The organism is Microbulbifer mixtoriginis (SeqCode) (assembly GCF_052466865.1).
In genome coordinates, this window is sequence record NZ_CP174293.1 from 4,106,251 (window position 1) to 4,121,733 (window position 15,483).

The 15,483-nt window shown below is 47.8% G+C and carries 13 protein-coding genes; 7 read left to right on the top strand and 6 right to left on the bottom strand.

Translation table 11 applies throughout. The features are described 5' to 3' along the window. Nucleotides 1–31 precede the first annotated feature (31 nt). From ACJJJA_RS18555 to ACJJJA_RS18580, 6 genes are all read left to right on the top strand, one after another. Entirely contained in the window at nt 32–1,495 is a 1,464-nt protein-coding gene (locus tag ACJJJA_RS18555; protein ID WP_444903007.1) for a DUF5690 family protein, read from the top strand. A gap of 19 nt (nt 1,496–1,514) precedes the next feature. Next, nucleotides 1,515–2,699: a TIGR03364 family FAD-dependent oxidoreductase gene (locus ACJJJA_RS18560; protein ID WP_444903008.1), complete on the top strand. Its 1,185-nt coding sequence runs from the start codon at nt 1,515–1,517 to the stop codon at nt 2,697–2,699. After that, nucleotides 2,689–3,243 (top strand): HD domain-containing protein, encoded by a 555-nt coding sequence (locus ACJJJA_RS18565; RefSeq protein WP_444887027.1) that lies wholly within the window; start codon nt 2,689–2,691, stop codon nt 3,241–3,243. Before ACJJJA_RS18560 ends, ACJJJA_RS18565 begins: the two co-directional genes overlap by 11 nt. Before the next feature lie 49 nt (nt 3,244–3,292). Beyond that, the gene (gene phnX / locus ACJJJA_RS18570) at nt 3,293–4,102 is read left to right on the top strand and encodes a phosphonoacetaldehyde hydrolase (protein ID WP_444887028.1); all 810 of its coding nucleotides are present in this window, start codon (nt 3,293–3,295) and stop codon (nt 4,100–4,102) included. 79 nt (nt 4,103–4,181) lie between these two features. Continuing rightward, on the top strand, nt 4,182–4,883 hold the full coding sequence (locus ACJJJA_RS18575; protein ID WP_444887029.1) for a UTRA domain-containing protein: 702 nt from the start codon (nt 4,182–4,184) through the stop codon (nt 4,881–4,883). 200 nt (nt 4,884–5,083) lie between these two features. Beyond that, a complete protein-coding gene (locus tag ACJJJA_RS18580; RefSeq protein WP_444903009.1) occupies nt 5,084–6,844 on the top strand; it encodes a hemopexin repeat-containing protein in 1,761 nt (586 codons plus the stop codon). Nucleotides 6,845–6,848: 4 nt separating this feature from the next. Here the strand turns inward: ACJJJA_RS18580 and ACJJJA_RS18585 are convergent, their stop codons facing one another. The 5 genes from ACJJJA_RS18585 to ACJJJA_RS18605 form a co-directional block, all read right to left on the bottom strand. Next, nucleotides 6,849–7,589 carry an SDR family NAD(P)-dependent oxidoreductase gene (locus tag ACJJJA_RS18585; RefSeq protein ID WP_444887031.1) on the bottom strand — a complete coding sequence of 247 codons (741 nt, stop codon included), beginning with the start codon at nt 7,587–7,589 and terminating at the stop codon, nt 6,849–6,851. Nucleotides 7,590–7,621: 32 nt separating this feature from the next. Beyond that, nucleotides 7,622–9,685, bottom strand: coding sequence for an aminotransferase class I/II-fold pyridoxal phosphate-dependent enzyme (locus ACJJJA_RS18590; RefSeq protein WP_444887032.1), 2,064 nt, complete (start codon nt 9,683–9,685; stop codon nt 7,622–7,624). A 227-nt stretch (nt 9,686–9,912) separates the two neighbouring features. Then, on the bottom strand, nt 9,913–10,317 hold the full coding sequence (locus ACJJJA_RS18595; protein ID WP_252083094.1) for an NUDIX hydrolase: 405 nt from the start codon (nt 10,315–10,317) through the stop codon (nt 9,913–9,915). Nucleotides 10,318–10,350: 33 nt separating this feature from the next. Next, on the bottom strand, nt 10,351–11,466 hold the full coding sequence (locus ACJJJA_RS18600) for a phospholipase A (RefSeq protein WP_252083095.1): 1,116 nt from the start codon (nt 11,464–11,466) through the stop codon (nt 10,351–10,353). 309 nt (nt 11,467–11,775) lie between these two features. Further along, nucleotides 11,776–12,501, bottom strand: a complete 726-nt coding sequence (locus tag ACJJJA_RS18605) for a hypothetical protein (protein WP_252083096.1) — start codon at nt 12,499–12,501, stop codon at nt 11,776–11,778. A gap of 623 nt (nt 12,502–13,124) precedes the next feature. On the opposite strand from ACJJJA_RS18605, the gene ACJJJA_RS18610 reads away from it, so the two are divergent. Then, on the top strand, nt 13,125–14,063 hold the full coding sequence (locus tag ACJJJA_RS18610; protein ID WP_444903010.1) for a hypothetical protein: 939 nt from the start codon (nt 13,125–13,127) through the stop codon (nt 14,061–14,063). Between the two features lie 104 nt (nt 14,064–14,167). Here ACJJJA_RS18610 and ACJJJA_RS18615 read toward each other — a convergent pair whose 3' ends face one another. Then, on the bottom strand, nt 14,168–15,481 hold the full coding sequence (locus ACJJJA_RS18615) for a lysine N(6)-hydroxylase/L-ornithine N(5)-oxygenase family protein (RefSeq protein ID WP_444903011.1): 1,314 nt from the start codon (nt 15,479–15,481) through the stop codon (nt 14,168–14,170). Between the last annotated feature and the right edge of the window lie 2 nt (nt 15,482–15,483).

The following is a 15,483-nucleotide window of genomic DNA, read 5'->3' on the forward strand; positions in this document are numbered from 1 at the left end:
ATTGCCGCTATGACGTTTGTATAACAGGTGTGTGAATATTCCCTGCGAATATATAAATGAAAAATTTTTACCATCTGGAATGGTTATTGAATTTAAAAAAAGACTGTCACAAAAACGCAATCATAAGCACCTAAAATTTGGTCTAGACCAAATGGCAGCTATCGATAAAATGGAAAAAACCGGTAAAAAACAGGAATCTGATTCCAGTGAAGATTTCAACAGTGAGCTTTTCTTGCTACTCTTTTCCGGAGTTGCTGCATTCTTCACTTATTTTTGTATGTATGCTTTCCGCAAGCCCTTTACAGCAGCATCCTACGCCAACATTTCCGGCTGGGAATTCACTCTAGACTTTAAAACCGCACTTATAATTTCCCAAGTACTGGGTTATGCGTTTTCAAAAATTATCGGGATTAAGGTTGTCTCAGAGTTACGGCCATTGCAGCGGGGAAGAATGCTGGTAATTCTAATTCTTTTCAGTCATCTTGCCTTGATAGCATTCGCATTGATCCCCGCTCCTTATAATGTTGTCATGCTTTTTTTTAATGGTCTCCCGCTTGGAATGGTGTGGGGACTAGTATTCAGCTATTTAGAGGGGCGTCGTCTTACAGAAGCACTAGGCGCCATTTTATGTGTTAGCTTAATCGTCTCTTCAGGAGCCGTAAAAGCAGTAGCTGCATATCTATTGCTGGAATGGAAAGTGCCGGAAATCTGGTTGCCTGCAACCGTGGGCTTATTATTTCTACCTGCACTGATTCTATCGACATTTACACTCAGTAGAATTCCCCAACCCAACCAAGCAGACATCCGTGCACGAAAACAAAGAGTACCAATGACGAATAAAATGCGTTGGACTTTCGTCAACGAAACGAATCTGGGATTGTTGGCTTTAATCATTGCTTATGTTTTCCTAACGGCATTTCGTGACTTCTCTGATAATTTCGCTGCAGAGCTTTGGCAAGCTTTGGGTCATGGTCAAGCACCCCAGATCTTCCTTACCAGCACTCTACCCGTGGCACTGATAGTTTTAGCATCCCTGGCGCTACTTATTTTTGTACGTAACAACTATCGCGCACTGCAGCTAAACCAGCTATTAGTCGCGGGTGGGGGAGTAATCTGCATAACTTCAACTCTCGCATTTGAGTTAGATATTGTGTCCGGGGCTGCCTGGATGATTGGGATCAATATCGGGCTCTATATAGGCTATGTTCCATTTAACTGTTTGTTATTTGAACGTCTGGTCGCCTGCACCAAGAGCCTAGGAAACGCAGGATTTGTGATTTATCTGGCAGATAGTGCGGGTTATATCGGCAGCATTAGTGTCATGCTCTATAAGACTTTCGCGCAACCAAACCTAAACTGGTTACAGTTTACTCAGCAACTTTCCTATGCTACTGGTTTTGCATGTATTTTGTTAATGCTGCTATCACTTCTTTTCTTTCGCCGCTTGCACCGTAATTCTTCTTCACGGTCGAGGCTTATTACTTCTCCAGTATAAAAAAGGTTATAGAGCAGTTATGAAATTTGATATTGCCATTGTCGGTGCCGGGATACTAGGCAGTTTTGCTGCTTACCATGCACTCAAATCCGGAAAAAAAATACTGTTAATTGAAGCCAGCACTAAGCCTCACGGAGCCACGGTACGCAATTTTGGCCAAATAGTACCATCTGGTATGAATCTAAAACTATGGCGAAATCTGGGGCGACGATCGCTGGAACTTTATGGCGAGTTGGCGACAATAATGCCGGACGCACTCTGGCAGCATGGCTCTCTCTACGTGGCTTCTTCTTTAGAAGAGGCCAATCTACTAGAGGAAATGCATGAGATTAATCGTGAGACTAACTACGTTTCCAAGCTTCTTACCTCGACGCAGTGTCACAAACAAATTAATTTACTAAAGCAGAGTTACTGCCATGGTGGCCTCTACTATCCACAGGAAATGAGTGCCGAAAGCTCCCTGCTAATGAAGTATTTTTGGAAACTACTTGAAGACACGAAAAATTTACATTTTAAGAAGGCATCTCCGGTAATAGCCGTAGAGGAAGTCAAAAATGGGGTCCAGCTTCGCTGCTCAACAGGTGAGTCTTTTATTTCAGAACAGGTAATGATTTGTTGTGGCCACCAACTTAGTCATTTATTTCCGCACTTATTACAAACAGAACAACTACAGCTTAGTAAATTGCAGATGTTACGCACCCAACAAATCAAGGGAGTCAAAATACCAGGGAACCTGCTTACAGGTCTGACAATACGCCGCTATGAAGCATTTAAAAGTTGCCCTAATTATAAAAATCTACCGAAGCCCCATATTGATCCAAGCTATGGAAAATTTGGTATCCACCTTCTGTTTCGACAATCTGCCGATGGCAGCATCATCATTGGCGATTCTCATGAGTACTTCACTGCCCAGGACTCAGGCACTTTGGACTATGAAATATGTCAGGAAATCAACTCACTGATGGTAGCCGAAGCCAAGCGTATTCTTAATCTACCCCATTTAAATGTTGCCAGGATTTGGAATGGCTATTACAGCCAGGAAAGTAGCCAAGGCGTATTCCTAAAATCCGCAACAGAAAATATTCATTTAATAACCGGTATTGGAGGAAAAGGTATGACAACCGGACCAGCATTAATGGAACGGGTGGTGAAGGGTATTTTGGACAAGATCCCTCTAGATGAGGGCTTACTCGATGAGAGCTAATGTTGTCGATAAAATTAAACAGTTATTTTTGCAGTACGGGTATTTAACACTTGGAGAAAAATGCACGCAGCTACAGCATGCTACCCAGTGTGCCACCTTGGCGGAACACTCTGGTATCTCCGATGAAATGACTGTTGCCGCGTTTCTTCATGATATCGGCCATCTCCACGCTATAAAGGAAAAAATACCCGGGACGGATACTGAAGGCTACAGTGCACATGACCTAATAGGTGCAGATTTACTCGAAAGGTGGGGTTTTCCCAATACAGTCACGAAGCCTATCGCCCTACATGTTCAAGCTAAAAGGTTTTTAATGAGTACAGATAACATTTATGACACACGGCTATCCGCAGCAAGCCACAAATCCCTAAAAAAACAAGGCAAAAGAATGACAGATAAAGAAAAAGATAATTTTCTTAATACCCCCTTCGCCGAGGATGCTCTGCGTCTGCGCGAGTGGGATGATTCAGGAAAAGTGCCTGGTTTAGGCGTAGCTCCTTTGGATCACTGGCTAAAGATCTGCTCAAAGGTACTTAGTCGATAGATATTTTACCGCTCAACTCCCTTATCAATTACCAAAAAGGAGATAATCCATGGAACCACTGCAACTTAAAGCTGCTATCCTCGACTGGGCCGGAACCTTAGTAGATTTTGGTTCCCGCGCCCCTTTACAAGCGTTTATGCAAATTTTTGCTGAGGCTGGAGTTACGGTCAGTGAAGAGCAAACCCGTATTCCAATGGGTACTGAGAAGAAAGAACATATTCGCCAGATGCTACAACAAAATTCCATTCAAACTGCCTGGCAAGTGGTTCATGGGCGCCCATCCCAGGAATCTGATATAGACGGACTATATCGCCGTCTGGCCCCGATACAGATTCAGGAAATCGATAGGCACAGCCAAATAATACCCGGAGCCGACAAACTATTTGTCCGCTTGCGTGAGCGTAATATACGTATTGGTAGCACCACAGGTTACAGTCGCATAATGATTGAGGGCATGCTGGCAAAAGCTCAACAACAAGGCCTAGAGCCCGACTGTATTATTGCAGCAGATGAAGCTGTGGGCGCAAGACCAGGACCCGCAGCTGCATTAAAGAACGTCATTGAAATGGAAATCCCGTCTGTCAGCCAATGTGTCAAGATTGATGATACCGCCGCAGGCATTTATGAAGGGCGAAATGCCGGCATGTGGACAGTTGCAGTGGTACTTTCAGGAAATGCTTCGGGATTATCCCTGGGATGTTGGCAAGCACTCTCGGAGGAAGAAAAAAGAAATCACAGTATTGGCGCTTATCAAAAACTTGAGAATTGCGGCGCTCATTATTTGATAGACGATATCAATAAGCTTGAACCCGTACTGGTCGATATCAATCGCCGACTCGCTCTTGGACAACGCCCCTGATAGGCTATCAAACTTCAGGAATACCAGTTTGGTAGCCCAGGCTTAAGACCGAGTTTCAGTCAAACCCAAGAGAAATACTGTGTCCTCCAGTTACGTAGAAATTAAATCACATATCCAACTGTTGATCGGTAATGGTCGCCTGGCCGCCAATCACAAGCTGCCCGCTGAGCGCGAGCTGGCGGAGCAGCTGCAAGTCACACGTATTACTTTACGAGATGGTTTAAACCGTCTTGAAGGTGAGGGGCTGGTGTACCGACAAAATCGCAGAGGCTGGTTTGTTGCACCAAATCGGTTTGTGATGAATCCGACACAAAAGGTAAATTTCAACTCCATGGCCCGACAACAGGGTTTTAGAGCAACCACCAAAGTACTTGGGGTCCGTAAGCTGACCGTAAGACACGATATTTATTCCGCCTTTAACGCCACTAAAAGTACCAGGTACTTTGAAATCCGAAGAGTCCGCTACCTGGACCAAAGGCCTGTCATGGTAGAAGAGAGTTATCTCTCATCAGAGAGTTTTCCTGAATTATCTGACTTCGATTTATCCGGATCTATTACCGAAATATTGCAAGATAATTATAGGGTAAATATCACTCACGAGCGCTGTAATATTCAGGTTGCTAACCTGGAGTTGCAATATGCAGAGCCATTGGGTATACACGCTGGTGCTCCAGGCCTGAGAATCTTAAGACTTCGCTATGATTCTGCTGAATATCTGATTGATTACAATATTGAATACTGGCTACCCCACGCCATAGAAATGGAAGTAGCCACTAGATAGTACTTATTTTTTACCGCACCTAAAAAATTCCTTGCTCTTTAATTTTAATGAGGGAGATTGGTTAGTTGTTAGCTTTTAAATAGCTGTCTTTTCTTTGCAGTATCGCTGTAAAAATCCCTTCATTGGGATTTAATAGCTATCGTCTATTCTATCATTACTGGTCTAGACCAGAAAATCATTGAAAATACGGGATATTCGATATGAAGACACTTATCTCCTGCCTGTTGTTAATTTCGTTTGTTTCCAGTAACCAATTCGTTTTTGCCCAGAATAATAAAAAGGTACTTCTAATTGGCGTTGATGGGCTGCAGTACGAAAAGCTCAAGGATATAGACACCCCCAATTATGATCGATTAATTCTACACAAGGCTTATACCGGTGGTATCAGTGGCTCTCAAAGTCAACAGGACACTAAAAGTGGCCCCGGCTGGTCCACTATCCTTACAGGAGTTTGGGTTGACAAGCACCAAGTCACGTCCAATGACTCAGGCCTGGCAAATGCAGAATTCCCCAGTTTATTCAAACGGATAAAGGAGGCTGATAATAGCCTTTGGGTGGGCAGCATATCCCATTGGAGCCCTATAAATACCAACTTTTTTACTACCGACCTGGCACAGGCTAACCTGGTTTTAAGTGGCCTTTCCGATGCGGATGTCACCACACGCGGCGTGCAGGAAATATCCTCAGGTCATGTGGATTTCCTTTTCCTGCACCTGGATGACCCCGATGGTGTCGGTCACAGCTCCTGTTTTGGCAATCACTATAACGAAAGCATTCGCACAAGCGACACTCAGCTGGGCGCTCTGTTAGATGCCGTAGATACACGTATTGCAAAAGGTGAAGAATGGTTAGTGCTTGTAACTACAGACCACGGCCGTGATTCTCGCGGCTGCGGGCATGGGGCACAAACTGCCAGCGAGAAAACAATTTTTATTGGCAGTAATTTGCCATTAAATGCTGAGCACAGCGAGTTTATTGGAGATATCCACAATGGAGATTTCAATGGAATTTATGGCCATGCTGCCCAAACCTCCATTGCACCAACGGTGTTGCGTTTTATGGATATTGAGCTGCAAACGAATTGGAAGCTGGATGGTAACCCACTGATTGGCAGCCCTGGAATACGTAAAATGATGGCTGCTGACAATAAGACAATTAAATGGTATTCCACAGATAGCGGACCCGTGGAGATTCACCAGAATGACCAGTTCATTGATGTCGTCGACGCTAGCTCACAAAGCTGGACCGACTATACAGAAGCACAGGGAGTCCTGGACTATGTATTCGTACATAACGATACCCCAGTTGCTTTGCGTAAATCGGCCCTGGAAATTACTGCTGGCCTGGACTGGAGCAGTGCACGTGCTTACTATTTTCGCGGTGACGATCAATATGTACGCTACAATAAAACCCTGGACAAAGCCTCTAGCGGTTATCCGCGCACGACCAATAACAGTACATGGCCTGGCTTGGGCGACTATGCCCACCTGATTGTTGCTGCATTTAAAGCCAACAGTGACAAAGGCTATTTCTTCTTAAATGACGGGCGTTACCTGCGCTATGACCTCAATGAAGATCGGGTCGATTCCGGCTATCCCAAATTGGTGGACAACAATACTTGGCCTGGTTTGGCTACCTACGCGACAACAATTCGCGCTGTCCTGAAATGGCCTAATAGCAAAGTTTATTTCTTTCTCAAAGACGGGAATTATTTACGCTATGACCTGGAAGAAGACCAACTTGACAGCGGCTACCCCCAACCAATCAATGACAGCAATTGGCCAGGACTCGGTCCTTATGCTACGGAGATTACCGCAGCCCACCAATGGAACACATTTCGCGCATATTTTTTCCTCAAAAACCAGCGCTATATACGCTACTCCATCACATCTGATCAAGCATACAGTGGGTATCCGAGAACAACAGATAATGAAACCTGGCCAGGCTTGATGACCCCCTGATTCACTACCAGGGCAAACGGTTACCATCCCAAAAAAACAGATTACCACTATCGGCGGGCGCCAGCTGTTGTAGTACATCCACAATACGCCCGGCACTCAGTGCCGGGCTGTATAATTTTCCCGGCGCCAGATTACCCTGGAAGGGTTTGGAAAGTGCTGTATCCGTAGTGCCCGGATGAATGGCCACCACACAACTGTTTTCCAATCGGCGCCCCCATTCAATAGACAGGTTTTTTACCAACATATTGAGTGACGCCTTGCTGATACGATAGCTATACCAGCCCCCCAACTCATTATCGCCGATACTACCCACCTTGGCAGACAGGGATACCCATAGCAGCGGCCGCTTGCGTTGTAATTTTCTATCCAGCGCCTGGGCCAGGTGCATATGAGTGAGGAGATTGATACGCATAGACTGTATCAACCAATCATCCTCACATTGCGCTAGAGATTTTTCCGGGCCATGAAATTCATCGTTCAACAATCCACAACAGTTAATTACCCAGTCAGGCGGAGAGGAAAATTCAGAAAGGAAGGTCTCGACAGCTCTGATAGAGTGCTCGTCCGCGAGAGAGACTGTCAGGTGACGACGCTCGCCGGCGTGTCCAGGTACCCGATCTACTGTACCACGGCTCAAAGTCACCAAAGTAATATCGGGATAGCGCCGAACGATTTCGGCGCCGATCGCGCGAGCCAAACCGCCCGAGGCACCAGCCAGTAATACCATCCTTGGTTGATCAAACATACCGGCCTCCATGCCGGATAGCTCGTGTGGCTTTATTTTGCCTTTTTGCCGCCGGACTTTTTGTCTTTGTTTTCTGATTTCTCAGCGACTTCCTTGACTACACGCAGCATAGGTTCATCTGAGCGGAAAATCAGGCCGTGAATCTCCGTAGTATTCTGCCCCTGCAACAACTGCTGCAAGTACTGCACTATCTGCTCAGAAATCTCCTGGCCAGGTACCAGAACAGGGATGCCCGGCGGATAAGGCACTATCTCATCGGCGCTGGTGCGACCGATAAGATTCTGTGTAGCGTCCACCCCATTGTCCATCAACGGCAACTCTTCCGTATCGGCAAAGTAGGCATCCGCCGGCAGACAGGTGAAGCGGGTAAACTCAGGCAGGCGGCGCGGAGTACCGACATGAATACGCTTGTGAGTATTCCCCGCCAGCTGCTTCAGCGCATGAATCAAGCGCAACAATTTACTCTCAGTACTGCCCAGGGTTACCAGTACTGTGATGGTATTGTAGGTGGTCTTTTCCACTTGAATACCGTATTGATCAAACAGCTTGATCTGCATCTCGTTGCCCGAGTAACCGCTGCGGGAAATATCGATGGTTACCTTGGTGGGGTCTAGGCCGATATTGTCACCCGCTAGAGGCTCAGCAATCAGGTCGTCGCGGGTCAGGGCTCGGAATACTCCGGTTTCATTGACTGCACGGCGAAGGGTTTCCACCATCTGCAGACACTGCTTGAGACGTCCATAACCCTCCATCGCCATTTGCTTACGCGCCACATCGAGACTGGCGATCATGGCGTATTGCGGGCTGGTAGACGCATGCATGTTCAGGTTTTCGCGGAAACGGAATTCGTCGAAGTCCGGGTCCTGCACATGAATCATGCTGGCCTGAGAGAAAGCCGACAACATCTTATGGGTACTCTGGGTCACATAGTCCGCGCCACACTCGAGCGCGGTCGGGCGCAATTCTGGGTGGAAGAAACCGTGGGCAAACCAGGCCTCATCGACCAGCACCTTGACACCGCGCTCATGGGCGTAATCGATAATAGGTTTCAAATCGTAGCGCAGACCATCGTAGGTACAGGAAGTGATAACCAATAAGCGCGCATCGCTATGTTCATCAAGCGCCGCCTCGATATCCGAGCGCTTCACCGGGCCATAAATGCCGAATTCAGGGTGCAGTACCGACTTCAGATAAACCGGCTCACAGCGATTCATCACTATCGCATGGTGAACCGATTTGTGGCAGGCCTGGTCGACGATAATCTTGCCGCCGCCACCGAGTATCTGCTGAATCACGACCTTGTTAGCAGTAGAAGTGCCATTGGTCAGGAAAAAGGTATGGCGCGAACCAAACGCCTGGGCGGCAAGATCCTGTGCTTCCTGAATTACCGAGTGCGGTTCCAGCAGGCTGTCGAGTATCTGTACGGAAACAGACAAATCCGTATTGAATACATGCTCGCCCATAAAGCGATAAAAGTCCCCTACCCAGGGGCTGTTGCGCAGGCTGTCGCCACCGGAGTGACCAGGAGTATGCCAAGCGTCACGTGCGGAGAATACATATTCCTTCAGGGTATCGGCAAAGGGCGTGGAGGCGCGGCGGGCAATAAACGCCTGTACCAGGCGGAACATATGGTTGAAATTGCCCTCTCGGCGATCAAACAACTCGTCAAAGCGGCGGCGCAGGTTGGTCAGTGACTTGACCCCACTCTTACCGGCAAGAGGAGTACCACCGGCGACATCACTTTGTGCCACCAAAAAAATATTGAGTTGAGAACGAAGTGCATGTATCTGGTCAGCAAGCAGATCGGCAGCTTCCAACCCCTGTGTATCGGTGCCACCATCTACGATAATCGCCTGAAGACGAGACTCCTCCAGTGCCAGTTGTTCCACATCTGCCGGTAACACCGCCTCAAACACCAGGCCAAAGGGGTTTTCATGCAGAGTCGCGGTGTTATTGAGGGCGCTAACCCAGTCTCCCGCTAATTTGCTGTCTGCGCTCACTAGCGCGACATGGCATTCCAGCTTCTGTACGCTGTGCTTCAGGTTGCCCAGTTCAGGCATCTTCATTTCCAAACCCATATTCTTATCCACCAGCATAGCCCGCAACTTGCTGAGGGCCGCTGCCTTAATTATTCAACTGTTTGATTTTATTAACTTTTATTTAGTCCCCCGGCAAAAGCGGAGAATCTGGAGTTCTTGGGTAAAAAACCAGGAGGCAAATACTAATGGAGCGGACCGGGGAATTCCGCGATGTCAGTGCTTTTGGCGAAAATCGCCAAAAGCGTGCTGACCGACCAGATCTATTGCCAAAGAAGGGGGTAAAGTTAGAACTTTGCGCTGCGAACAACGCCGTCGAATTCGAGGCAGTCCCTGACCCTTTGCCGTTGCACTTCGGAGAGGCGCTCAAGGGGAAAATAAGCTACCTCTGAGTGCTCACTAGAGAGGGTGATATGTCTTCTGTCGGTAAAATGGGCGCGGAATATGAATGCATGAGAGTTGTAGATTTTATGGTAATAGACGCCGCTCAAGTATTCGATACGCACTTCACGCCCTAACTCTTCATGACACTCCCGCCGCAGGGCCTCGTGGATGGTCTCTCCGGGATCGAGTGCACCACCGGGCAACCCCCAACTGCGGTTGGCATAGGTCGCCAGCAGCTGCAGGACCTCACCAGAATCATTGGTAATCACCGCATGCGCACTGAGCCGGTAGCTATCTTCAAATCCCATCGATTCCATCCCTGAATCTTTGCCCAATAGGAGTTAGAACCCCTGTGCCAGGGTGAAGCCGAAGCCAAGAGTCTGCACTGACTCATCGTAGTCGATCAGGCTTTCTCCGTAACCATTAAAGTAGCGAATGTAGCCATCCACCCGGTCACCCAGGGGAAAACCCCAGGTCAGTTCAAACGCACCGTGATTTTCCGAGCGCAGGTTATTGCGCACCATAACGGCTATGGTGTGATCGCCATCGCGGTAGCGGCCACCCAACTCAAAGTGGCCTAAATAATGCTCTATATCCGGATTGTCATCATCCTCACGATCCTCCTTGAGGCGATACCAGGGCTTTATACCAATCGAAAAATTATCCCGCTCAAAAATAAAGTTGGCGTATACCCGATTCCAACTGCGGGAGAAGGGTTCGCTGCGTCCATTGGACTGGTGGTTGAAAGCGATCTGGTTAGCGACATTCTGCCAGCCAAACAGGCTCCAGTTATTGAGCCAGGTGAGAATAAGCTCTGGCTCGTGGTTGGTCTCACGAAATGGTGCCGAGTTATCAGAGTTATAGGCTTGCCAAAAACTCCGGTTGGTGTAAGCCACGCTCATAAAAGAAGCGCTGCCAAGAAAACCCCGCCATACCGGTACTTGTACTGATAACTGGAATTGCACCTCGATATTATCAAGGTCTTTCCCTTCGCCTTCGTAATCCGAGAGCCCACCCTTCTCAGGAGTTGGGTTATAGGTAAATGGCAATATGTAGTTGGTCTTGTGGGAGGCAAGTGTAAAGGGGTTGCTGGCGGCATCGCGAATGGCCTGGGCCCGGCCACCAAGTAAGACCTCATCCGTAGGCAATTCCTCAGAGTACTCCTCCACCACAGGGTCGACTTCGAAGAAATCCTCCTCCAGACCAAGCTGGGCTCTCACCCGATCGGCACAGAGCAGGCGAATATCCCTCAGTGTGGTATCGGCGGAGGAAATCAGCAGCTGCTCGTGCAAGCACTGCTCTTGTTGTTGCTCCGGGGTTGTGTCTAACTCCTTAAGCTCTATTTCGGTCTCACCATCAATACTTGCCAAAGCGACATTAAGCGGTAACTGTGAAGTCACAAATAAGATGACCGCCAGCGGCATACCCCAGCGCGAATTGGTTTTGGATAAAGGCAAAATGGCTCCCCCATTAGCACATAAGTGTCGAAATCTTACACTGCGGTACTGAAAAAATCCCGCGGTATAAATTCCCCCGGCACTCTCTCAAAGTCCTGTTACCGGCGGTTGACTACGATGTGCATCAGACACAAAAAGTTCAAAATGTGGGAGAAAAGATATTTTGAGGAAATTCTTACCAGGCTGGAAAGGCTATAAGCCTCTGGCAGAGTGAATGATGCGTCAAATAATCATCATTATTCACTAGACTGATAGGCCCAATTGTGTTCACCGGGTATAAGTCCGGTGAACACAATATCGAGATAAAAATTAAAAAAGGAGACTGGTGAGACTAGGAGACCACTCCAGGTCTCTGAGGCGAACCTGCCACAAACGCCCGGTACTGGAAGGCCAATCATAACCGACTAATAGGCTGCGGTTATCCACATAACAGTGCGCATCCCGCTCAGCCTCGTCCCCCTGATAAATATAACCACTGATATCTGGGCCCAGATCCTGAGAGCGCTGACTAGCCTGATCACCCGCCATAATTCGCGCCGTGCGATGGCTTACTCTCGGGGCCAATAGCTTTCCTCGTTGAGAGGGGTCGACAATATCTGGAGAAACCACTTCCAAACCCGCTTGGTGTTTTACCAGTGTTTTCAATAGTGGCCCCATAAAAACGCGCATTAGAGGGAATAGCAGACGGTTTTCTCCCCCCAAACGCAACTCTTGTGGACCGTTGGGGCCACTCCAGTTTGCCTCTATTTCATCTCCTAATCTGGGAGGCTGACCTTCAGGGAAACACAAATGATAATGCGCACTGACCTCATCAACCTCATCGCGCCAATTCACTTGGCATTCACTCACCAAGCCATTATTTAGCAGCGCAAAGACCTCTATGCCGAAGCCTCGATCACCCACCAGTCTCTGGCTGACCAGAGAGCGGCGTCCAAGGGCATCAAAGCCCAACTGCCAGCTATCTTGAACAGGCATCTCACGCCCGTCACAGCTGTAATGATAACGCCCTTGTGCAAGGGTTGAGTTCAAACGCATTACAGATTTCCTCCCTGCTCACTGCATGCACCAGACCGATGGTTCAGTACCCAAAAAGTATTGCACAAGGTGGGTTGAGCACCCGGGCTTTGGCGCGAAAATTAACTATATATTTATGCGCTTGTACGGGGATTTCTGAGCAGAAATAAGAGGAGAAAAATGGATATATCTCATCGCTATCAAAACAAGTAACGCAAGCATTTACTAGCACTATTCCATGCTGTCATAGACTAGTTATTAAGAAAAATAAAGAAACAGCGACTGACAAATCCGACTCGTTAATCTTTGATAATACCTATCGATCAGACACAATGCTTAATAAAAATGAAATCCTGATTGATCCAATCCGCAATTCATTTATTTATAAGGCAACTTATTCATTGCTCCAGCACTGAAATTTAAAACTAATTCACCTGGCATCAACTGAAAATTCATTCGAGCAAATAAAAACTATTAATCACCCTACAAAACTACAGCCAGGAAAATAAAATTGACGCCAAAATGCAGTAACAAGCACCTACGTTAAAAGACCACAATCGCAAAAAAGATCTGGCTTTTATTATTAACAAAAGGTATTAAACCTCTTGATTCATTGGATGATTCAATAAAAATGAGTAACCGACATGCCAACCTTTGCCTATCAATCCATAAATTCAAACGCCAGTACCAATCATGATGTTGGTGCTTCCAACAGCCAGCATTTCACTCGTGTTACCCATAACCACCAAGCCGCCAATCAGAGTCCCTGGCTTTTGGTAATGCCAACCGCCAAAGGACTGGCCCCCCACACTCCGCTTTACGGCCCCGCCCAGCTGGTCTCCCAAGCACCTGTGGGTTATATGGCCAAGGGCCAACACAGCAACAGCCAATTTCTCACTATGGTTGAGGGCAAGGCGCGACAGACTCACCAACATCTCTATCGCTCGCTAAGAAAAACTTGCGATCTATTGGTATATGGTGAAATGGATGGGGCTAATAGCGAATGGAGCTCCATGCAGCAACATGCCGGAGCGCTGGTGGGATCAAGCTCCACAGGCAAGGCCTGCAACAGTTTTAGTGTCCATGCCGCAAAAACTACCCAACACCAAGTCCTGGGGTCAGGTATGGGCTGGATCGCGGTGAAAACAGGCAATGTCAATGCTGTATTTGTGCATGTCCCCAATAGCATTGCCAAGAGTGAAGGGCAAGCAACATTGTTTTATCAGAATATTAATAAATACCTGTTGCAGCAGGGCCACGGTGCAATTGACCTCGTGATGGGAGATACCAACCAAGGCAGCAACAGTTTTACCCCTTCAGTAATAAGCCGGGCAACAAACATGATCTTTCACGACGCACACCCTGCAAGCGAGGTAACACCCTCAGATTCCCATCAACGCAGTTTTTCTGGCACCAATAGTACTGCCAGTAAAAAATATGATGTAGCGGTTTACAATACTGCGACTATCAATATCGTAAATGTGGACTACTTATCACAGAGTACTGCAGTCAATATTGACGGTGTCAATATGGCTGCAGCTGTCACTGACCACATGGGTATTTTTGTTGACGTAACCAAGTAAGGCTGGCAGCCACTTCGGCTATAGATAGGATTGCAAAAACTTGTATATCCATGATCGACCTTATTGGTGGACACCTGGAGGTCGATCATGATTTCTCCCTCTATTTAAGCAACCGCTGCCTGCTGGGCTTGCGGAGTAATCCATTTCATAAAGTTGCCGGTTTGCTGATTGTCATAGAGCGCATTACCGTGTAAATCATTCACTACCTGTGCCGCACGCCAGGCCGATAAGCTCAACTGTGGCTCCGCAATACCGTGACTTGTCCGGCCAGTACCAAGGAAATACAAACGTCGACCACTCTCATCGCCGCTGAGTCTTGCCGCAAAAGCATCATCCAACAGCAAGCGACCCTCTGCATCGCGTGCAATGCGCTCTTGTAAAGGCGCCAGACAAGGAGGTAGAGCCTCACACAGGCCAGTGCATAGAATAACGATATCCGCATTAACCCACTCGGTACCATCTGCCTCACCCAGCAAGTGATTTTCCAGCTGCAGTTGATAGTCACCGCGGTGAGACATCTCCACCAGTTCGCGATTGGGCAATAATGCTACTCGTTCAGCATCCTTTTCCAGGTGCACAAGACGGTAGAACAACTGGTAAAGTTCCTTGAGGGTATCAGGAGATATACCATCAGAAGCCAGCTTCTGCTCTGCAACCACTTCCTCACGACGCTGAGGGCTCAACTGACGGAACACGTCGACATACTCTGGGGTAAACCAATCATTGGTGAAGGGGGTCTCATCCAATGGCAAATAATTGCTGCGGCGGGATACCCAGGTTACCTGCTGTGGGCGGCCCCAGTGTTTACTCAAAAGATTAATAACCACTTCCGCACCAGTCTGGCCGCCACCGACCACGGCGACGCGCTTACCACTTACATCCGGATTACGCAGGGCAATTTCCAACGCGTGGAAGCAATTATCAGACAGGAATGGGCGGCTGCACTCTGGAATATTTGGTTTTTTACCCGCTGCAACACACAAGTTTTTGGTGAGTACCTGTTCGCGACCATTGGGGCCGTGCACGTCCAGCTCAAAAAACTCCCCATTATCTACCACGCTCTGTACACGGCTGCTCATTTGGATAGAATCCAAGCGACGGGCAGCCCACGCCAGGTAATCGGCAAACTCGCGACGGGTTACTGTACGCTGTTCTGCGTGCAGAAAGTCATAGAAACGTTTATTTTCTACCAGGTACGCCAGAAAGCTACAGGGATTGGTTGGATCAACCGGCGTTACCAGGTCTTTCAGGTAAGAAGTCTGCATCATAGCCCCCGGCAACATTAAACCAGGATGCCAAGAGAATTCCGCTTTAGCATCAAAAAAGCGATGGCTCAAAGATGTGTCCCGCATTAGAGCGGCCACAGCCAAATTAAAAGGACCGGCTCCGATACCGGCGAGATCTAGGAAATTGCTCATGA